This is a genomic window from Chimaeribacter coloradensis (assembly GCF_002858715.1).
GTDB classification, from domain to species: domain Bacteria; phylum Pseudomonadota; class Gammaproteobacteria; order Enterobacterales; family Enterobacteriaceae; genus Chimaeribacter; species Chimaeribacter coloradensis.
This window is the reverse complement of record NZ_PJZH01000001.1, coordinates 48,305-68,759: the sequence shown is the minus strand read 5'-3', so window position 1 is coordinate 68,759 and position 20,455 is coordinate 48,305. Positions and strand designations below refer to the sequence as shown.

The following is a 20,455-nucleotide window of genomic DNA, read 5'->3' as shown; positions in this document are numbered from 1 at the left end:
TGCCCGCCGCCGCCTTATTGGATGTCGGCGTCATCAAAGCTGAACAGGGTATCCGGCATCATATAGAACCCTGTCAGGCGTTTGTTATGCGCGGAGACCAGCCGTTCCGTGGCCAGGAAGGCCCACGGCGCATCGGCCCAGATCGTATCCTGCGCATCTTTGTAGAGCCGCGCTTTTTCGGCGCGATCGGTGGTGGCCAGCGCATCGCTCAGGTCTTTATCCACTTTCGGGTTGCTGTAGAAGGCGGTATTGAACTGTTTCGGCGGCGCGGACTGGCTGGCAAACAGCGGCGTCAGCGCCCAGTCTGCCTCACCGGTCGAGGCGGACCAGCCGGTGTAGAACATCCGCACCCCGGCCTCTTTCTGGCCCACCGCCTCCACCTGCGCGGCACGCTGGCCGGCATCCATCGCCGTCACCGTGACCTTGATGCCGACCTGCGCCAGCTGCTGCTGGGTGAACTGCAACACCTTCTGCGCGGTGCTGTGGTTATGGGAAGACCAGAGCGTGGTGGTAAAGCCGTTCGGGTAGCCCGCCTCTTTCAGCAGCTCGCGCGCTTTGGCCGGGTCGTAGGGCCACGGCTTATACTGCGCGGCGTAGTCGATGCCCGGCGGCACCGGCCCTTCAGCCGGGACGGCATAGCCGGAGAAGGCGACCTTGATCAGCGCCTCTTTATTGATGGCGTAGTTGATCGCCTGGCGCACTTTCAGGTTGTCGAACGGCTTCTGCGTGACGTTGAAGCTGATGTAGCGCTGCAGAATCGACGGCGTGGTGACCAGGTCGAGTTTGGCATTTTTCTTCAGGATCGCCGCCTGCTCGTAAGGGATCGGGTAGGCGAAATCGGCCTCACCGGTCTGGAGCATCGCCGCGCGGGTGTTGTTGTCCACCACCGGCCGCCAGGTGATGCTGTCGAGCTTCGGCAGGCCCGGCTTCCAGTAGCCGTCAAATTTCTTCACTTTGACGTAGTCGGTCTGGTTCCAGGCAACAAACTGGTACGGCCCGGTGCCGACCGGGTGGAAGCCGATCTCCTTGCCATATTTCGCCAGCGCCGCCGGGGAGATCATCACCGCCGACGGGTGCGCCAGGTTGTTGATGAAGGCGGAGAACGGCGCTTTCAGGGTGATCTTCACCGTCGCCGGGTCCACCACCTCGGTGGAGGCGATCATCTTGAACAGGTTATAGCGCTTGAGGTGGCTCTCCGGGTTGCTGGCGCGGTCGAGGTTAACCTTCACCGCCTGCGCGTTAAAGTCTGTGCCGTCCTGGAACTTCACCCCCGGGTGCAGCTTCAGGGTATAGGTCAGGCCGTCATTGCTGACCTGGTAGCTGTCGGCCAGCACGTTGACCAGTTTCATATCCTTATCAAAGCCGAACAGCCCCTGATAGAAGGATTTCGCCACCGCCTGCGACAGCGAGTCATTGGCGTCATACGGGTCGAGCGAGGTGAAATTGGAGCCTACGGCAATGGTGGCCTCTTTCGCGGCCCAGGCGGGCGCGGCAGCCAGCACGGCCAGTACGGCACCGGCTACCCGCACACGGCGGGACGTCTTCTGCTGAGTCATCTCTTTTCTCCTGGGGTTATTCCCTGTCAGTAAGCACCTGCAATCGGATGTCGAGCCACAAAGTGCCCCTCCCCTACCTGCACCAGCGGCGCAACCAGGGGTTCGTCACCTACTGCCCGGATCGGGCTTGGGATCTCATCCACCAAAAGGGCCTGCTCCGGCCGGCGGTGCGCCGGATCGGCCACGGGTACGGCAGCCATCAGTTTGCGCGTATAGGGGTGTTGCGGATTTTCAAACACGGCGCGGCGCGGGCCGATCTCCACAATCTGGCCGAGGAACATCACCGCCACCCGGTGACTGATGCGTTCAACAACCGCCATATCGTGGGAAATAAACAGAAAGGCGATGCCGAATTCGCGCTGGAGGTCCATCAGCAGGTTCACAATCTGCGCCTGGATGGAGACGTCGAGCGCCGAGACGGACTCGTCGGCGATCACCACTTTCGGGTTCAGCGCCAGCGCGCGCGCAATGCAGATGCGCTGGCGCTGGCCGCCGGAAAATTCGTGCGGGTAGCGGGCGGCGTGTTCCGGTTGCAGCCCGACCCGCTCCAGCAGCCAGGCGACGCGCGCCTGCGCCGCTTTGCCGCGCGCCACGCCATGCACCAGCAGCGGCTCCATAATGGAGTAGCCGACGGTGAGGCGCGGGTCGAGGGAGGCGTACGGGTCCTGGAAGATGAACTGGATGTCGCGCCGCAGGTGTTGCAGCGCCGCGCCCGACAGGTGGGTAATCGGTTGGCCGTTAAAGGTCAGGCTGCCGCCCTGGCTCTCCACCAGCCGCAGCAGCGACCGCCCGGTAGTGGATTTGCCGCAGCCGGACTCCCCCACCAGCGCCAGCGTCTCGCCGGGGTAGAGATCGAAACTGACCTTCTCCACCGCGTGCACCTGGCGGGTCACGCGGTTGAACAACCCGCTGCGGATGTCAAAGCGCGTCACCAGATCGCGCACCTCGAGGATCGGGGCCGCGCCGGGCGGGATGGTGTCCTGCGGCGGCGGTTCGCCCGGTTCCCCGGCATGCACCAGGTCAAAACGCGCCGGGAAGGTTTTTCCGCGCATGGCGCCCAGCTTCGGCACCGCCGCCAGCAGGGCGCGGGTATAAGGGTGTTGGGGCGCGGCAAACACCTCTTTCACGCCGCCGACCTCCACGCTCTCGCCGCGGTACATCACCAGCACCCGGTCGGCCACTTCTGCCACCACGCCCATATCATGGGTGATGAAAATCACCCCCATGTGCATCTCCTGTTGCAGCACACGGATCAGTTGCAGGATCTGCGCCTGGATGGTGACATCCAGCGCGGTGGTGGGTTCGTCGGCGATCAGCAGCGCCGGTTTGCAGGAGAGCGCCATCGCGATCATCACCCGCTGGCGCATCCCGCCGGAGAGCTGGTGCGGGTAGCGGTCGAGGATGTTGCGCGCCTCAGGGATGCGCACCAGATCGAGCATCCTTAAGGCTTCCTGCCGGGCGCTGCGGTGGTCCATGCCCTGATGCAGGCGGATTGACTCAGCGATCTGCTCGCCGACCGGGAACACCGGGTTCAGGGAGGTCATCGGCTCTTGGAAGATCATCGCCATATCCGCGCCGCGCAGGGTACGCAGGGTGGATTGCCGGGCGGTCGCCAGATCGAGCACCGCGCCGCGCCGCCGCCGGAACAGCATCTGCCCCTGTTCGATCACGCCGCCGCCCTGCTCCACCAGCCGCATCAGCGCCAGGGAGGTCACCGATTTGCCGGAGCCGGACTCGCCGACAATCGCCAGGGTTTCGCCGCGCCGCACCTCAAAGCTGAGCTGCTTCACCGCCTGGATGTGCTGCTTTTCTGAGGTGAACCCGACGCTGAGGCCGCTGACCGCCAGCACCTGATCGTCCGGCAGCAGGCCGGTTGCCGCCGCAGGCAATACCGGCGGGGAGAGCGCCCGCACCTTTGCGCCCCCGCTCACCGCGCCCGCCCGGCATGGCGGCACAGCGCAGCCCACCCGCGCGCGCGAAAGGCGGTAACGGCCACGGCAAGGCCGGACGCTGCTTGCGCACCGCCGTGAACGGTTATCATTGATTTACTCATGAGGCACTGCACCCTGTCTGGTCAACTGTCCGTAAAAACGCGCGCGTCCCGGCGCGTTGTGGCGTCACGCTGTGGTGGTTTCCCGGCAAACCAATGACCGGATGAATAAACCACCGTTTTTTAGTGTGGCACTGAATGGCCGGACGCGCTTTTTTTTGACTATATTTAGCCGCCGCCTGTAAGTAAAGCGGAAACTGCGCCCGGCTTAGACGGTAATTTACTGAGTATATTCAAAGTAATATAAAGCAGTGGGCTAACAGGGGCAGGAACAGCGGCGGCCGGGGGTGACCGGTTTACCCTCCCACCGCTGTGTGATTAAACCAGAATAAATAATCACTTCAGGAAATGCATTACGCCGGCCACAGTGTCAGGGGGCCGGGTCAGGCGCAGCTCACCGCCTGCGGCAGGTTCAGCTCACGGTTGCTGATGATGATGTCCACCTCCTGTAACAGGCAGATGCGCGCCACGCCCTGCCGCCACAGTTTGCTTTTGTCCATCAGCAGCAGGGACTGAGCGGAGCGCTTCACCAGAATCGCTTTGTACTCCGCATTATGGTCGTTGGAGTCCCAGAGCAGGCCCTGTTTGTCCAGCCCTTCGCAGGAAAACATAAAGAGATCGATATCATAATGTTTGATCAGCGAGAAGAAGGCCGGGTTACGGTAGACCTCCTCTTTGCGCAGCAGCTCGCCGCCGGTTGAGATGACGCGGATATGCTGGCGGCGCTCCAGCTCACGCACGATGCGGGCGCTGTTGGTCAGCACCGTCAGCGGCAGGTCCGGCAATTTGCGCGCCAGATACCAGCAGGTAGAGCTGGCATCCAGCGCCAGCAACATGCCCGGTTCGATATAGGCCAGTGCCTGGCGGGTGATGTCATCCTTATCACTGAAATGGCTTTTGGCGCGGTGGGTAAAAGGCTCGCCGATATCATCCTGCTGGATAATCCGTTTCGCCTTGCCGTGCCGCCGCAGGATCAGCCCCTGCTCCTGAAGTTCGCTCAGGTCACGGCGGATGGTCTCCCGGCAGACATTCAGCTGCTGGGACAACTGGTTAACGCTCATCACATCCTGTTCAGCAATAAGCTTCAGTAACGCTTCATGGCGGCTGTTTTTCATACTGCGGTTACGCTCCCTCTGCCCATCAACGGTGCCAGCATACCGTGCGGGGCGTGACACTTTTGGGATCGGCCGCTATTTATTGCAAAGGGTATCACGGTTTTTTGTTTTTAAATTTTTCAGGGGGGATCACATGGGCATGTGGGGGCGTTTTCTTAGATCGGCGGCGGTTGCGTTGGCAAACGCCCGGTGTCTTTCTGCGGCTCCGCTGCCGCCACCGCGCAAGGGGCGCGTAGGCGCCCACCCCTTGCATCCCCGCGCCTTGGGTGATCCGGCAGAATTATTGGCCGCTCCCGCGGCTCCCCTCCAGCGTCCTCCGGGCTTTTCGGGCCGGTACAGACACGCTCCCAGCGTGGCTGTCCCTCTCGCACACATCCCTGTGTGCTCGCCCGGCCCTGCGTCCTCGTCGGCAATAATTTAATGCCCCCACCACTTCTGCAAATCCTTGGCTATGTAAGGAAAGAGTCGATAAGGTCTTTTTAGGTTTTAAAGCAGGCACGAAAATCGCTGCCACATGAAAATGCAGAGCGGAAAAAGCACACATCACGCTTAAAAACCTCCCCCTACTATTTCCTCACATACTTGCTGGTTTGCAGAGGTGGTGGGGGCGTAAAAATCATTGCCGAATGGAGCCGTAGGGCCGGGCGAACGGGCAGGGATGCCCGTGAGAGTCGCAGCCACGCCGGGAGCGTGTCTGCGACGGCGCGGAAAGCCCGGAGGCGAAATGAGGGGACACGCGAGAGCGTGCAATGATTCAGCCGGATCACCGAAAGTGCGCGGGTGCAGGGCGAGCGCACTGGCGCGCCCTGCTCGGTTGAGGCTTGGTGGCTCAGGTAGACAACGACACATGAGCAACCGAAACATGCCACCTACCCCATGATATCGGTAGCGTATCCGCTTTAAAAGGGCGGCTTATCTGCCGCCCACAGATTACTCACGCCTCTGGATGCGCCTTCAGCGCCCTCCCCGCAAACTCCCGCAGGTTAAACAGCGTCTCGGCGCTGCGCTGGTCGCGGTTATCCGGCATCCCCAGCTTTTTACGCAGGGCGATGAAATCATTCATCGACGCGGCGTTGACCTGCTGGATCGGGATATTGAGCTGCGTGGCCAGCAGCAGGATGCGGCAGTAGGAGTCGACGTTCTCCAGCTTCCAGTAGGCATCCTCCACATGGTTGCCCCAGACAATCACGCCGTGGTTCTCCATGAAAATACACTGGTGGTCCGGCGAGACGGAGCCGACGTTCTCGGCATTCTCCGGCGTGCCGGGGGTGGCGTATTTCGCCTGCACCACTTCCCCGAAGAAAATGTCCGGCTCCGGCATAATCCCGGTCGGCGGCACGGTGCCGGTGATCACAAAGGCGTTGGCATGCACCGGGTGGGCGTGCACGCAGGATTTGGCCGCCGGCACGCGGCTCATGATGCCGAGGTGCGTTTTGATCTCGCTGGTCGATGGCCGTTTCCCCGCCTTCTGGCGGCCCTGCATATCCACCAGGCACATATCATCCGGTGTCATAAACCCTTTGCTGATCAGCGTCGGCGTGCAGAGCACCAGGTTGTCACCCACCCGCACCGAGATGTTGCCGCCGTTGCCGTCGACGTAGTCCTTCTGCCACATCCGCTGGCCGATGGCGACGATCCGCTGCTTGATGACCTGCAACGCATCACTGTAGAAAAACTGATTCACCTCCTGCGGGGTCTGCGGGTCTTTGCCCTCTTCCCAGTGGAATTCCAGTTTCGGTAACGGCGGGGAAATTGACCAATCAGATTGACTCATCGCTCTGCTCTCTATGCTGTGTGGCGGGGGGCCGCGGCCTGCGCGGCTGTTAACACCATGCTAAGCAGAACGCGCAGCCGGGCCACCTTCCCCGTGGAAAACCCACGGTTTCACCGCCATGATGTGAGCTGAATCACAGTAAATTGTCCGTTTTCGGCATGCTGCCCGGCCGCCGCCCTGCCCGCTTTTTCTGCCGCCCCGGCAAAACGGGGAAGCACCGCACGGCCGGGCCGATTGGTCAGCCCGGCGTTCTCTGCCATAATGGGCAGGTCCCCGATTTTGCCCCGGCCTGCCGATGGCGGGCCGCGCTGCCGTACAACGGAGTAATTCATGGCCTCAGAACACCCGCAACACCCCCCTGTTTCCGACCTGCTCTCACTGGACGATGCCCTGGAGAAGATGCTCTCCCAGGTGGCAACCCAGTGCATCGCCACCCGCGTGCCGCTGACCGCCGCCGCCGGACGCATCACCGCCGTGGATGTCACCTCGCCGGTGCAGGTGCCGCCGTTTGATAACTCCGCCATGGACGGCTACGCCGTGCGCCTGGCTGACCTGGCTGCGGGTGAGCCGCTGCCGGTGGCCGGCAAGGCGTTTGCCGGTAACCCCTTCACCGGCGAGTGGCCGGCCAACAGCTGCCTGCGCATCATGACCGGCGCGCCGGTGCCGCCGGGCACCGAGGCGGTGGTGATGCAGGAGCAGGCTGAGGTGTCAGAACAGGGCGTGCGCTTTACCGCCCCGGTGAAAGCCGGGCAGAACATCCGCCGTGCGGGCGAAGACGTTGAACAGGGTGGCGTGGTGCTGCGCGCCGGGGTGCGGCTGGGCGCGGCAGAGCTGCCGCTGCTGGCCTCGCTGGGCGTCACCGATGTGGCGGTCTATGCGCCGCTGACGGTGGCGGTGTTCTCCACCGGCGATGAGCTGCAACCGGTGGGCACCCCGCTGCAACCGGGCCAGATCTACGACACCAACCGCTTCGGTGTGCGGCTGATGCTGGAACAGCTCGGCTGCACGGTGGTGGATCTGGGCATCATCCCGGATGACCCGCAGGCGCTGCGCAAGGCCTTCCGGCAGGCGGACGCGGCGGCCGATCTGGTGATCAGCAGCGGCGGCGTCTCGGTGGGCGAGGCGGACTACACCAAAACCATGCTGGAGGAGCTGGGGCAGATCGGCTTCTGGAAGCTGGCGATCAAACCGGGCAAACCCTTTGCCTTCGGCCGCCTGGCGAATGCCTGGTTCTGCGGCCTGCCGGGCAACCCGGTCTCCGCCGCCCTGACTTTCTACCAGCTGGTGCAGCCGCTGATCGCCCGCCTCACCGGCCACACCGACTGGAAACTGCCGCCGAGCCTGAAGGCGCGCGCCGCCACCCCGCTGAAAAAGCAGCCGGGTCGGCTCGACTTCCAGCGCGGCATCGCCTTCACTGACGAGCAGGGCAACCTGGCGGTGCGCACCACCGGCCACCAGGGGTCGCACATCTTCAGCTCCTTCGCCCAGGCCAACTGCTTTATCGTGCTGGAGCGCGAACGCGGGTCGGTGGCGGAAGGGGAAGCGGTGACGATCCAGCCGTTTAACCACCTGCTGGGGGCGTAACGATGCTGCCGGAACTGAGTGACGAAGAGACGCTGCGCTATAACCGCCAGATTGTGCTGCGCGGTTTCGATTTTGACGGCCAGGAGAGGCTGAAAGCTAGCCATGCGCTGGTGATCGGCCTCGGCGGGCTGGGCTGTGCCGCGGCGCAATATCTGGCGGCGGCCGGCACCGGCACGCTGACGCTGGTGGATTTCGACAGCGTGGCGCTCTCCAACCTGCAACGCCAGACGCTGCACAGCGACGCGCGCATCGGCATGGCGAAGGTGGACTCCGCCGCGCAGGCGCTGGCGGCGATCAACCCGCACGTCCGGCTGCACCCGCTTAACCAGCAGCCGGATGACGCCGCGCTGGCGGCCCTGGTGGCACAGGCGGATGTGGTGCTGGATTGCAGCGACAACGTCGCCACCCGCGACCAGCTCAACCGCGTCTGTTTCGCGGCGCGCACCCCGCTGGTCTCCGGCGCGGCGATCCGCATGGAGGGGCAGTTAAGCGTCTTCACCTACCAGCCGGATGAGCCGTGCTACCGCTGCCTGAGCCGCCTGTTCGGGGAGAACGCCCTGACCTGCGTCGAGGCGGGCGTGATGGCACCGCTGGTCGGTACAATCGGCAGTTTACAGGCGATGGAAGCGATCAAACTGCTGACCGCCTACGGCACCCCGGCCACCCACCGGGTGGTGATGTTCGACGCCATGACCTGCCAGTTCCGACCCCTGAAACTGCCGAAAAACCCACAGTGCGAGGTGTGCGGCCGCAAAAACTGAGATCTTTTTCAGCTAAAAAAGTACAAAAATCAGCCTCATCAGTTCATTTTTCATCCCACCTCCTCTATGCTGGAGCGCAATGAATATTTCGCAGCACAAATATTGGTGCTGCGAATATATCGTGACATAACCAAGTAAAACGTCCGATTTCTTGTGCACTTACTTCAGGCCAGAGGAATTCCGTTGAAACTGATTATCCAGATCCCCTGTTATAACGAGGCAGGCACGCTTGCATTAGCGCTTTCCCATCTGCCCCGGCAGGTACCCGGTTTTGATAGCGTGGAGTGGCTGATTATTGATGACGGCAGCGAGGATGAAACCTGCCGCGTCGCGCAGGAAAATGGGGTGGACCATATCATCCGCCATACCGGCAATCAGGGGCTGGCCCGCGCCTTTATGACCGGCCTGGACGCCTGCCTGGCACGGGGAGCGGATGTGATTGTCAACACGGATGCCGATAACCAGTACGAAGCACAGGATATCCCGTTGTTGACCGCCCCGGTTCTGGCGCATCAGGCTGAGATGGTGATCGGCGCGCGCCCCATCGCCACCATTGAGCACTTCTCACTGTGTAAAAAATGGCTGCAAAAACTCGGCAGCTGGGTGGTGCGGCTCGCCAGCAAAACCGACATCCCGGATGCGCCCAGCGGTTTTCGCGCCATCAGCCGTGCGGCAGCGCAACGTCTGATTGTGTTCAATGATTACACCTACACGCTGGAAACCATTATCCAGGCCGGGCAGAAGAACATGGCCATTATGTCAGTGCCGATCCGGGTAAATGAAGATTTGCGTCCCTCCCGGCTGGTAAAAAGCATGGCCTCCTACATTAAGCGCAGCATCATTACCATTGTCCGTATTTTCATTATCTATCGCCCCTTCCGGTTTTTCAGCGTCATCGGCATGGTGCTGTTTGGTATCGGCTTTTTAATCGGCCTGCGTTTTTTGTGGCACTTCGTACAAGGGGAGGGCCAGGGTTATGTCCAATCGCTGATTCTGGCCGCCACCCTGCTTGGCATGGGCTTCCAGACGCTGTTGATCGCCTTCGTGGCTGACTTACTGGCGGCTAACCGCAAGCTGCTGGAAGATATCCGCTACAAAACCCAGTTACATCTTCAGGATGACGCCCCCTCAGCGCACCCGGCGAAGGTGCAGGAGGAGGCGCTGGATACGCCTTTTCCGGTCACTCCGGCAACAGGCCATGACAACAGGAACCACTATGGGCATTAAAATCGCCGGCGGCAGCCAGGAAAACGGCATCATTATTGGCAATACCTTTGATAAATATGGATCGTCCAACCCGGTGGTGAAGTGGATGATGGCCGGCTTTGAGCGCTCACTGACTGAACTGGTGCACCGCGCCGCGCCGCACTCCATCCATGAAGTTGGCTGTGGTGAAGGTTATTGGGTGTTGCGCTGGCAGCATCAGGGCATTGATGCCCGGGGATGCGATTTTTCCACTCAGGTGATTACTCTGGCGCAACAGAATGCCGCTGAGCAGGGGCACGCAGCTTCTTTGTTCACAGCACGCAGCATTTATGATGTGCAGGCCCCGCAGGACAGCGCAGATTTGATTGTCTGTTGCGAAGTTCTGGAGCACCTGGAAGATCCGGAAGCCGGGTTGCAGGCATTGCAACGTATTGTGACCCGCCACCTGATTATCAGTGTGCCGCGCGAACCTTTATGGCGCGTCCTGAATATGGCCCGCGGCAAATACCTTGGGCAGTTCGGTAATACGCCCGGCCATCTGCAAAACTGGTCACAGCGGGATTTTATCCGCTTAGTCTCGCGCTATTTTGACGTCGAAGACGTCAAACGCCCGCTGCCCTGGACCATGTTGCTCTGTACACCACGCCGATGAACGCCGCCGTAAAACGTACCCTGAACTGGGCAGGTACGCTGCTCGCGCTGCTTGGTATCCTGTTTGTCGCCCAGCGCTTGTGGCACTACGGCAGCCACCTGGATCTGGCACGGTTCGGCCCGGCGGCCTGGCTGGGTATGGCCGCCGCCGCCCTGGCCTATGGCGCTGCCAACCTGCTACTGGCCTTCGGCTGGGCGCAGCTGTTGGCCTGTTTTCATCAGCCCTGCCGCCTACGCTGGGTAGTGGGCATCTATGGCGTGACGCAACTCGCCAAATACCTGCCGGGCAATATCTTCCATTTTGCCGGTCGGCAGGCGCTGGGCATGGCCGCCGGGCTGCCCGGCGGGGCGCTGGCTAAATCGACAGTGTGGGAACTGGCTCTGCTCTGTGCAGGAGGCGGGCTGTGCGGGTTGTTGGCACTGCCGCTGCTGTTGCCGTGGCTGCCCCCTGTTGCGGCCGCCCTGCTGGCCCTGGCTGTCTGGCTTGTGGCCTCTTTGTTGCTGCGGCGTATCAGCCCCCCTGAGCGCGCCCCGTTCCTGCGCACCGCCCTGCTCTGCTACAGCCTGTTTTTGCTGATCGCCGGGTTGCTGTTTTGCGCCGTTCTGGTGGGCATCATTGTGCCTGCGTCCGCGCCGTTACTGCCTGTCATACCGGCATTGTGCGGGGCTTATGTGCTCGCCTGGCTGGCTGGCCTGGTCACGCCCGGCGCCCCGGCTGGGGTGGGGATCCGTGAAATGGTGCTGATGTTCCTGTTAAAAGGCATTGTCGCCGACCCGGATGTGGTGATGGCCGTGCTGGCCGGACGCCTGATTACCGTGGCCGGCGATGTGCTGTTTTTCGTGGTTACTGGTCTCTGTTGCTCACCTCAAAGGATACGCCCCGCATGACCCACGCTGTTACATTGCGCCCTGCCCTGTTGCCCGAGCGTTGGATGGCGTTCGGTGTCACCTTTATTACGTTGCCTTTTATCCTCTGGACCGTGGCGCTGCATGCCGCCACCTTCGGCGGGCTGCCCTGGCAATCACTGAGCCGGGGTTTTCTCTATGCGCTGCCCCTGACGCTGGCGCTGTCAGCCTGGGCCGCCTGCGTGTTCAGCGCCTTTTACCTGCGTGCGCGCCCGGCACTGCCGGCCCGGCAGGCACCCGGTCTGGCCGGGATCGTTATTCTTCTGATGACCGCGCTGGTGCTGTTCTGGGTACCTGACTATCGCTGGCGCTTTTGCACCGTGGTCATCGGCCTGCTGTTGATCGCGGTGACCAAACGGCGTTCGCCTGCGGCTGTCCTGACGGACGATCCCTTACTGCCGGCCCGTGCCTGGCAGAATAGCGCGCTGGCCGGCATTATGCTGATCGCAGTCATTCTGACCCTCATGGCTTACCGCTCTGACTACGATGATTCCCATTTCATCCAGCTGGCCGATCAGACACTGCGCCACCCGCTGTTGGTGCCGCTCACCTTTGATACCACGCTGGGGCCGGTCTACCCCCATTTCCGTTTTGCGCCCTACCGTATTGCCTCGTATGAGACGTTTATTGCCTGGCTCGCGACCTGGGGCCACCTGCCGCTGTTCACCGTTTACTACCTGCTGGTGCCGGGCATCAGCGCGGCGCTGACCGTGGCCGTCGCCTTTTTATTCAGCCGGTTATTCCTGCCGCGTAATGGCGCCATTGTCGCCACGGCCCTGTGTGTGCTGCTGCTGTTCGCCTGGGGGGAGTCGCACATCGCGTATGGCAACCGGGTCTTTGTGCGGTTATTTCAGGGCAAGGCACTGCTGATTGCCCTGACCACGCCCTTAACCGCCATTACCGGCCTGCTGCTGCTGAACCGGCCGACGCTGTTGCGCACCCTGCCGCTGGCCGCGGTACATATTATGACGCTGGGCGTCTCGTCATCAGGGCTGGTCCTGACGGTATTTACCACGGTGCTGGTGGCGGCCTGCGCCCTGGACAAGCCGTTAAAGCAGGTCGTCCGTTTCTGGTTCTTCCTCGGTATCGCGCTGATTTACCCGGCACTCTTTGTTTTCTGGCTGAAGTTTATCAATACCTCTGGTATTTCACTGGCAGAGGTCGGGACTTACCTGCCGATTAACGCCTCATTGGGGCTGGCACGACGTGATGCGCTCGCATTACTGGCGTTGCTGCTTGGGTGCAGCGTGCTGGCCTGGCGGCGCGGTACGCTCAGCTACCTGTTGTTTACCGTCACCACCCTGCTGATGATTTTAAATCCGTGGTTTGCGGATCTGCTGGCTCAGGTCTCTGCACGGAATATGAGCTGGCGGCTCGCCTGGGCCGCGCCGGTGCCGCTGCTCATCAGTACCGGTCTGGCAGCCGCCATGACCGGCAAAGGCCGCTTTCTGCCCGGTGCATTGCTGGGCTGTGCGGTATTACTGGCTTTCCTGCTGGGCGGGCGCTGGACACTGTCAGCCGATAACAGCACACAACTCGGCTGGCCCTCCGCTAAGCTGCCGCCGCAATATCAAACGGCGGTGCACCTGATGGCGCAGCTCGACAAACTGAACCTGCGGGGTAACCTGTTGACCGACAGCCCTGTGGCCGCGTTTGTTCCACTGCTGAAACCTGATTTTGGGCTGGTGATGCCGGGCCACACCTACCCGGTGATGCTGCAAACTATCCTGCCGCCTGAAGAGTTCGCCGCGCGGATGCGCCTGTTTAACGCCATCAACTCACCGCAACCACACCTTGCCGCACTGGAGCAGGAGATGCGGCGTTTTCAGGTACAGGTCATTATCGTTAACGCAGCCTTACCCCCTGCTGAGTTGTTGTCCCCGGCAGGCAATGCGGCCGGTTTCAGCCTGAACCGGCTGGTGGAGAGTGATGGCTATGCCATTTACCGCGTTGTTTATCATGGAAAATAAGCGCTATAGGCTGACCGGCGGGTTTTTCACAAGAAACCTCCTCACTCGTCATACAGCCCTTCGTTGCGCACGGCGGTGTGGGCTTTGTGCGGGCGGATGCGGCGCACCGAGTCCCGCACCACCAGCGTGCCGTTGAGCAGCAGGTTACCCACCGGGGCCTGCGGGCGGATCAGCCGCTGTTGCAGGATGTGCACCGCCTCGCTGCCCAGCGCATCCCGCGGGACATGCAGCGAGGTGAGCGGCACATCGTGAATCGCCGCCAGGTTGAAGCCGTCGATGCTCATCACGGAGATGTCCTGCGGCACCCGCAGCCCCGCTTTCTGCAGGGCGCTCACCGCCCCTGCGGCCATATAGTCCCCGCCCACCAGCAGCGCGCTCGGCAGGTAGGCGCGCGGCGTCACGGCCAGAAAGTCACTGATTAACTGTTCACTCTCGCGGGCGCTGAAACTCTGGGCGCTGATCAGGTGTTTTGCCTCATCAAACAGCAGGTTTTGCGCCTCCCAGGCGTCACGGATGCCCGCCAGCCGCAGCTCCATGGTGTAGCGCCGCAGGCAGAGCAGGTTCACCACCGCCTTGTGCCCCTGCTCGAACAGGTAGGCCGCCGCATATTCGCCGATCAGCTGATGATCCGGTGCCACGCCCGGCAGGCGCATTTTCCGGTCACGGCAGTTGATCAGCACACAGGGCTTGCCGATGTCGGCGGCCAGATCGTGGATGTGCGGCTCATCAATGCCGATCAGGATGGCGGCCTCGGTCTCTGCGTCATGCATTTTACTGAGGAAGAGGTTGGCGTCGCTGCCCAGCTCCTCGAGCGGGCAGTAGCGCAGCCGCACCTCATGCGCCGCCAGCGCCTGGCTGATGCCCTGCATCACCCGGTAGTAGAAAACGTCTGACCGTTCATCAAATGCCCGCTGCGGCGCAAACACCACCAGGCTGTTCAGCAACAACCGCCCCGCCGCCATGCCCTGCAATACCCCTTTGGCCTGCGCACAGGCCAGCACGCGCTGCCGCGCCGCTTCGCTGGTGTTGGCTTTGCCCGCCAGGACCCGTGACACCGTGCTGATAGAGAGGCCAGTCTGTGCCGCGATCTCGCTGATTTTAAGCTTTTTATCCATTTTGTGATCTGTGCCTGATTTGCCGATGAAAAAATTTTCATCGCAGGAGAGTCGGGTAATGTTGCCATTTTGCCTCTGTTCCCGGCCCGCTTTTCGCAGGCTGATGAAAATCTTTGCATAAAATCCGCTGTTGGTCAGTTTATAACTCGATTAGGCTCAATTTGTCGAACATCTTTCGTCCGTTTTACCGGGCGAATGGCATTAAAATAGATAATATTCAAATACTTAAAATTATTAAGCCCTTTTGAAAGGGTGTTATACCAATTCCGGTTATTCCCTGTACCTACGTGGAGAACAGACAGAATGAGTCACATAAACCAGGATGTGGCCGCCGTTACGGCGAAGCGCACTTTCCGTCACCTGCGTTGGTGGGTGCTGGTGCTGTTTCTGCTCGGCGTCACCATCAACTACATTACCCGCAACTCGTTGGGCATCCTCGCGCCGGAGCTGAAAACCAGCCTCGGCATCACCACTGAGCAGTACTCCTGGATTGTCGGCGCATTCCAGCTCGCCTACACCCTGTTCCAGCCGATCTGCGGCTGGCTGATTGACGTCATCGGCCTGAAGCTCGGCTTTTTGATCTGCGCCACTATCTGGGCGGTGGTCTGTATGCTGCATGCCGGGGCGGGCAGCTGGCTGCATCTGGCGATCCTGCGCTTCTTTATGGGCGGTGCCGAAGCGGCCGCCACCCCGGCCAACGCCAAAACCATCGGCGAATGGTTCCCGAAAAAAGAGCGGCCGATTGCGGCGGGCTGGGCAGGCGTGGGCTTCTCCGTCGGCGCGATGCTGGCCCCGCCGATCGTCTACTTTGCCCATGTCTCTTTTGGCTGGCAGGGGGCGTTTATGTTTACCGGCGCGCTGGCGCTGGCCTGGGTGCTGCTCTGGTGGCTGTTCTACCACAACCCGGAGCAGCACCCGCGTCTGAGCAAAGATGAGCTGACCTTCATCAAGCAGGATAACGAGCCGCCGGCGGTGAAACTGCCGTTCCTGACCGCGCTGAAAACCGTGGCGAAGAACAAACGCTTCTACGGCATCGCCATCCCGGCGTTTATGGCGGAACCGGCCTGGGCGGTGCTGAGCTTCTGGGTGCCGCTCTACCTCGCCAACGAGCGCGGCATGGACCTGAAACAGATCGCCATGTTCGCCTGGCTGCCGTTCCTGGCCGCCGACCTCGGCAGCGTGGCGAGCGGCTACCTGACCAAACTCTACGTCCGCGTGTTTGGCTGCACCCGCACCAACTCGGTGGTCGCCAGCTCCGTCACCGGCGCGTTCCTGATGCTCTCCCTGGCGCTGGTCGCCACCACCCAGGACCCTTACATCGCCATCGCGCTGATCTCGGTGGGCGGCTTCGGCCATCAGATCATCTCCTGCATGCTGAGCGCGCTGGTGGTGGACTCCTTTGACCGCGGGCAGATGGCCACCGTCAACGGGATGCGCGGCTCGGCCGCCTGGATCGCCAGCTTCCTCTTCTCACTGCTGATTGGCGTCACCGCCGACCAGATTGGCTTCAACCCGCTGTTTATTGCCATGGGGTTCTTTGACCTGATTGGCGCGGTCTTCCTGATCGCCTTTATTGCTGAACGCCGCACTGCGCGCGCCTGAAAGGGAATGTAACGATGAAAACGCTGAAAAACTGGTCGCTGCTGACCGCTGACGATCACCACGTGGAGTTAACCGTCGACGGCAGCCACCGCCTCTGCCTCTATGTGCTGGACGCGGGCCTGTTCCGCGTGCTGATCAAACGCCGTAACCAGCTGGCACTCGACCGCACCTGGAGCATCGCGCCGGACGGCGACGTGCCGTGGGAAGGCCGCGCGCGGGAGAGCGTGGCGGGCTTTGCCCTGCCCGGCTTCACCCTGGAAGAACAGGGGGAGACGCTCTGCATCAGCAGCGAAAAACTGCGCGTGACGGTGCACCAGCCGCTGTGGCTGGAGTGGCACTACCGCGACCAGGCCGGCGCGTGGCAGCCCTTGGTGAGTGACCGCCCGACCAGCGCCTACCAGCTCAACGCCCACGGCGACGGCGTGGCGCACTACCAGCGCCGCGACAAAGAGGACACCTACTACGGGCTGGGCGAGAAAGCCGGGCCGTTGCAGCGCACCGGCAAACGCTATGAGATGCGCAACCTGGACGCGATGGGCTACAACGCCGCCTCCACCGACCCGCTCTACAAACATATCCCGTTCACCATCACCCGCCGGGCGGGGGTCAGCTTCGGGCTGTTTTATGACAACCTCAGCAGCTGCTGGCTCGACCTGGGCAACGAGATCGACAACTACCACCCGGCCTACCGCCGCTGGCAGGCGGAAGCGGGCGACATCGACTACTACCTGTTCCTCGGCCCGCAGGTGCTGGATGTCACCAAGGCCTTCGTGCGGCTCACCGGCAAAACGCTGTTCGGCCCGAAATGGAGCCTGGGCTACAGCGGCTCTACCATGCACTACACCGACGCACCGGACGCCCAGCAGCAATTGATGCACTTTATCCGGCTCTGCCGCGAGCAGGCGATCCCCTGCGACTCGTTCCAGCTCTCCTCCGGCTACACCTCGATCAACAACAAGCGCTATGTCTTCAACTGGAACTACGACAAGGTGCCGCAGCCGGAGGTGATGACCCGGGCATTCCACGACGCCGGGCTGAAGCTGGCGGCCAACATCAAGCCCTGCCTGTTGCAGGACCACCCGCGCTACCACGAAGTGGCGGAGCGCGGGCTGTTTATCCGGGATTCAGAGCAGGCGTGCCCGGAGCGCTCCAGCTTCTGGGATGATGAAGGCTCGCACCTCGACTTCACCAACCCGGCCACCGTGGCCTGGTGGCAACAGGGCGTCACCGGGCAACTGCTGGAGAAAGGCATCGACTCGACCTGGAATGACAACAACGAATATGAAGTGTGGGACGGCGAGGCGCGCTGCCACGGCTTCGGCCGCGAAATCGCCATCAAACATATCCGCCCGGTGATGCCGCTGTTGATGATGCGCGCCTCGATGGAAGCGCAACAGGCGTTCGCGCCGGAAAAACGCCCTTACCTGATCTCCCGTTCCGGCTGCGCCGGGATGCAGCGCTACGTGCAGACCTGGAGCGGTGACAACCGCACCAACTGGGAGACGCTGCGCTACAACACCCGCATGGGCGTCGGCATGAGCCTGTCGGGGCTGTACAACGTCGGCCACGACGTCGGCGGCTTCTCCGGCGACAAGCCCGAGGCGGAGCTGTTTGTGCGCTGGGTGCAGAACGGCGTGATGCACCCGCGCTTTACCATCCACTCCTGGAATGACGATCACACCGTCAACGAGCCGTGGATGTACCCAGCGGTGACCCCGGCGATTCGCGAGGCGATTGAGCTGCGCTACCGCCTGCTGCCCTACTTCTACACCCTGCTGTGGCAGGCCCATGCGGATGACGAGCCGATGCTGCGGCCGACTTTCCTTGACCATGAGCATGACGCGCAGACCTTTGCCGAATGCGACGAGTTCCTGCTGGGGCGTGACCTGCTGGTGGCGAGCGTGGTGGAGCCGGGCGAGCGGCAGCGCAGCCTGTGGCTGCCGGACAACGGCAGCGGCTGGTATGACTACCACAGCGGGCAATGGTTCAGCGGCGGCCAGCAGGTGACGCTGGACGCCCCGCTGGAGCGGCTGCCGCTGCTGGTGCGCGCCGGGGCTGCCCTGCCGCACAGCGCGCGCATCACCCATGTGGATGCGCAGGCCGATACCGTGCGCGAGCTGAAACTCTATCCGCTGCGCGGCGAAGGTACCTCCCACGGCATGCTGTTTGAGGATGACGGCGAAACCTGGGGTTACCGGCAGGATAAGGCGCTGTGGCTGACGTGGGAGATGGCCTGCACCGCCACCGACATCCGCCTCACTTTCCATCGCAAAGGCACCTACCAGCCCGCCTGGCAGGACATCACCCTGACGCTGCCGCCGGGCGAAACCCGCCGCCTGTGGGTGGACGGCGTGGAGAGCAAGGCGTGGCGGCTGTAAGGCGAAGGCCTGGGTCGCGGCCATAAAAAAAGCCGGGCAGCTGCCCGGCTTTTTTGTGCGCGAATAAAATCAGGCGTAGATGCCCTGGCTGCGCAGGTAGTCTTCGTAGGTGCCGCCGAAGTCGATCACCTTGTTCGGGGTGATCTCCAGCACGCGGGTCGCCAGCGAGCTGACGAACTCACGGTCGTGGGAGACGAAGATCAGCGTGCCTTCGTACATCTCCAGCGCCATGTTCAGGGACTCGATCGACTCCATGTCGAGGTGGTTGGTCGGTTCGTCCATGATCAGCACGTTCGGTTTGCGCATCATCAGCTTGCCGAACAGCATGCGGCCCTTCTCGCCCCCGGAGAGCACTTTGACCTTTTTCTTGATGTCGTCCTGGCCGAACAGCAAACGGCCGAGGATACCGCGCACCGCTTGTTCGTCATCTTTTTCCTGCTTCCACTGGCTCATCCAGTCGAAGACGGTCATGTCCACGTCGAAATCTTCCGCGTGGTCCTGGGCGTAGTAGCCGATGTTGGCGTTCTCAGACCACTTCACGGTGCCTGCGTTGGCCTCGACGTCGCCCACCAGCGTTTTCAGCAGGGTGGTTTTACCGATGCCGTTGGCACCCAGTACCGCGACTTTCTCGCCCACTTCCACCATCAGGTTGAGGTTTTTGAACAGCAGGCCCTCGTCATAGCCCTTGGCCAGCTCCTGCACTTCCAGCGCGTTACGGAACAGTTTTTTGTCCTGATCGAAGCGGATGTACGGGTTCTGGCGGCTGGAGGCTTTGACCTCATCGAGCTGGATCTTGTCAATCTGGCGGGCGCGGGAGGTCGCCTGCTTGGATTTGGAGGCGTTGGCGCTGAAGCGGCTGACGAAGGATTGCAGCTCAGCAATCTGCGCCTTTTTCTTGGCGTTGTCAGAGAGCAGGCGCTCACGCGCCTGGGTGGCGGCGGTCATGTATTCGTCATAGTTGCCCGGGTAAACGCGCAGCTCGCCGTAGTCCAGGTCAGCCATGTGGGTGCAGACCATGTTCAGGAAGTGACGGTCGTGCGAGATGATGATCATGGTGCTGTTACGTTCGTTCAGCACCTGCTCCAGCCAACGGATGGTGTCGATGTCCAGGTTGTTGGTCGGTTCGTCGAGCAGCAGGATCTCCGGGTTGGAGAACAGCGCCTGCGCCAGCAGCACACGCAGCTTGAAGCCGGGGGCGATTTCGCTCATCGGGCCGTAGTGCTGTTCCACCGGGATACCGACGCCCAGCAGCAGTTCACCGGCGCGCGCTTCGGCGGTGTAGCCGTCCATTTCGCCGTAGGCCACTTCCAGGTCAGCCACTTTGTAGCCGTCCTCTTCGCTCATCTCAGCCAGGGCGTAGATGCGGTCGCGCTCTTCTTTCACCTGCCACAGTTCGTCGTGGCCCATGATCACGGTGTCCAGCACGGTGAAGGACTCATAGGCGAACTGGTCCTGGCGCAATTTACCCAGGCGTTCGTTCGGGTCAAGGAACACGTTGCCGCTGCTCGGCACCAGATCCCCGCCGAGAATTTTCATAAAGGTGGATTTACCGCAGCCGTTGGCACCGATCAGGCCGTAACGGTTGCCGCCGCCAAATTTGACGGAAATATTTTCGAACAGCGGCTTGCTGCCGAATTGCATGGTGATGTTGTTAGTGCTTAACACAACGCTCGCTCTTGTCTGGGAATGTGATGAGGCGCGCATTATGCCATAACCGGCGGGCGGGGTCGCGCATCGTTTTGGTTGTTTTTCGCGCAATAAACAGAAAACCCGGCCGGAGCCGGGTT

General features: G+C 61.9%; 14 protein-coding genes. 8 read left to right on the top strand and 6 right to left on the bottom strand.

Annotated features, from left to right (window positions below):
- Positions 1-14: 14 nt before the first annotated feature.
- From gsiB to CYR32_RS00280, 4 genes are all read right to left on the bottom strand, one after another.
- Entirely contained in the window at positions 15-1,556 is a 1,542-nt protein-coding gene (gene gsiB, locus CYR32_RS00295) for a glutathione ABC transporter substrate-binding protein GsiB (RefSeq protein ID WP_101821418.1), read from the bottom strand.
- 26 nt (positions 1,557-1,582) lie between these two features.
- Positions 1,583-3,445, bottom strand: coding sequence for a glutathione ABC transporter ATP-binding protein GsiA (gene gsiA / locus CYR32_RS00290; protein WP_101822124.1), 1,863 nt, complete (start codon positions 3,443-3,445; stop codon positions 1,583-1,585).
- A 544-nt stretch (positions 3,446-3,989) separates the two neighbouring features.
- The gene (gene fucR / locus CYR32_RS00285) at positions 3,990-4,721 is read right to left on the bottom strand and encodes an L-fucose operon activator (protein WP_101821416.1); all 732 of its coding nucleotides are present in this window, start codon (positions 4,719-4,721) and stop codon (positions 3,990-3,992) included.
- Between the two features lie 934 nt (positions 4,722-5,655).
- Positions 5,656-6,495 (bottom strand): class II aldolase/adducin family protein, encoded by an 840-nt coding sequence (locus tag CYR32_RS00280; RefSeq protein WP_101821414.1) that lies wholly within the window; start codon positions 6,493-6,495, stop codon positions 5,656-5,658.
- 330 nt (positions 6,496-6,825) lie between these two features.
- On the opposite strand from CYR32_RS00280, the gene moeA reads away from it, so the two are divergent.
- The 6 genes from moeA to CYR32_RS00245 all read left to right on the top strand — a co-directional run bounded on the left by moeA (position 6,826) and on the right by CYR32_RS00245 (position 13,573).
- The gene (gene moeA, locus CYR32_RS00270) at positions 6,826-8,079 is read left to right on the top strand and encodes a molybdopterin molybdotransferase MoeA (protein WP_101821410.1); all 1,254 of its coding nucleotides are present in this window, start codon (positions 6,826-6,828) and stop codon (positions 8,077-8,079) included.
- Positions 8,080-8,081: 2 nt separating this feature from the next.
- Positions 8,082-8,840, top strand: a complete 759-nt coding sequence (gene moeB, locus CYR32_RS00265; RefSeq protein ID WP_101821408.1) for a molybdopterin-synthase adenylyltransferase MoeB — start codon at positions 8,082-8,084, stop codon at positions 8,838-8,840.
- A gap of 183 nt (positions 8,841-9,023) precedes the next feature.
- On the top strand, positions 9,024-10,067 hold the full coding sequence (locus CYR32_RS00260) for a glycosyltransferase family 2 protein (protein WP_101821406.1): 1,044 nt from the start codon (positions 9,024-9,026) through the stop codon (positions 10,065-10,067).
- Positions 10,057-10,698, top strand: coding sequence for a class I SAM-dependent methyltransferase (locus CYR32_RS00255; protein ID WP_241523716.1), 642 nt, complete (start codon positions 10,057-10,059; stop codon positions 10,696-10,698). Before CYR32_RS00260 ends, CYR32_RS00255 begins: the two co-directional genes overlap by 11 nt.
- On the top strand, positions 10,695-11,585 hold the full coding sequence (locus CYR32_RS00250) for a hypothetical protein (protein ID WP_101821404.1): 891 nt from the start codon (positions 10,695-10,697) through the stop codon (positions 11,583-11,585). Before CYR32_RS00255 ends, CYR32_RS00250 begins: the two co-directional genes overlap by 4 nt.
- Positions 11,582-13,573: a hypothetical protein gene (locus tag CYR32_RS00245; RefSeq protein ID WP_146000649.1), complete on the top strand. Its 1,992-nt coding sequence runs from the start codon at positions 11,582-11,584 to the stop codon at positions 13,571-13,573. Before CYR32_RS00250 ends, CYR32_RS00245 begins: the two co-directional genes overlap by 4 nt.
- Positions 13,574-13,614: 41 nt before the next feature.
- Here CYR32_RS00245 and CYR32_RS00240 read toward each other — a convergent pair whose 3' ends face one another.
- Positions 13,615-14,688 carry a LacI family DNA-binding transcriptional regulator gene (locus CYR32_RS00240; RefSeq protein WP_101821400.1) on the bottom strand — a complete coding sequence of 358 codons (1,074 nt, stop codon included), beginning with the start codon at positions 14,686-14,688 and terminating at the stop codon, positions 13,615-13,617.
- 303 nt (positions 14,689-14,991) lie between these two features.
- Between CYR32_RS00240 and CYR32_RS00235 the strand changes: the two genes are divergently transcribed.
- Together CYR32_RS00235 and CYR32_RS00230 are read left to right on the top strand one after the other, a co-directional pair.
- Positions 14,992-16,290: an MFS transporter gene (locus CYR32_RS00235; RefSeq protein WP_101821398.1), complete on the top strand. Its 1,299-nt coding sequence runs from the start codon at positions 14,992-14,994 to the stop codon at positions 16,288-16,290.
- A gap of 14 nt (positions 16,291-16,304) precedes the next feature.
- Positions 16,305-18,668: a glycoside hydrolase family 31 protein gene (locus CYR32_RS00230; RefSeq protein WP_101821396.1), complete on the top strand. Its 2,364-nt coding sequence runs from the start codon at positions 16,305-16,307 to the stop codon at positions 18,666-18,668.
- A 69-nt stretch (positions 18,669-18,737) separates the two neighbouring features.
- Here the strand turns inward: CYR32_RS00230 and CYR32_RS00225 are convergent, their stop codons facing one another.
- Positions 18,738-20,333 (bottom strand): ABC-F family ATPase, encoded by a 1,596-nt coding sequence (locus CYR32_RS00225; protein WP_101821394.1) that lies wholly within the window; start codon positions 20,331-20,333, stop codon positions 18,738-18,740.
- Positions 20,334-20,455 lie beyond the last annotated feature (122 nt).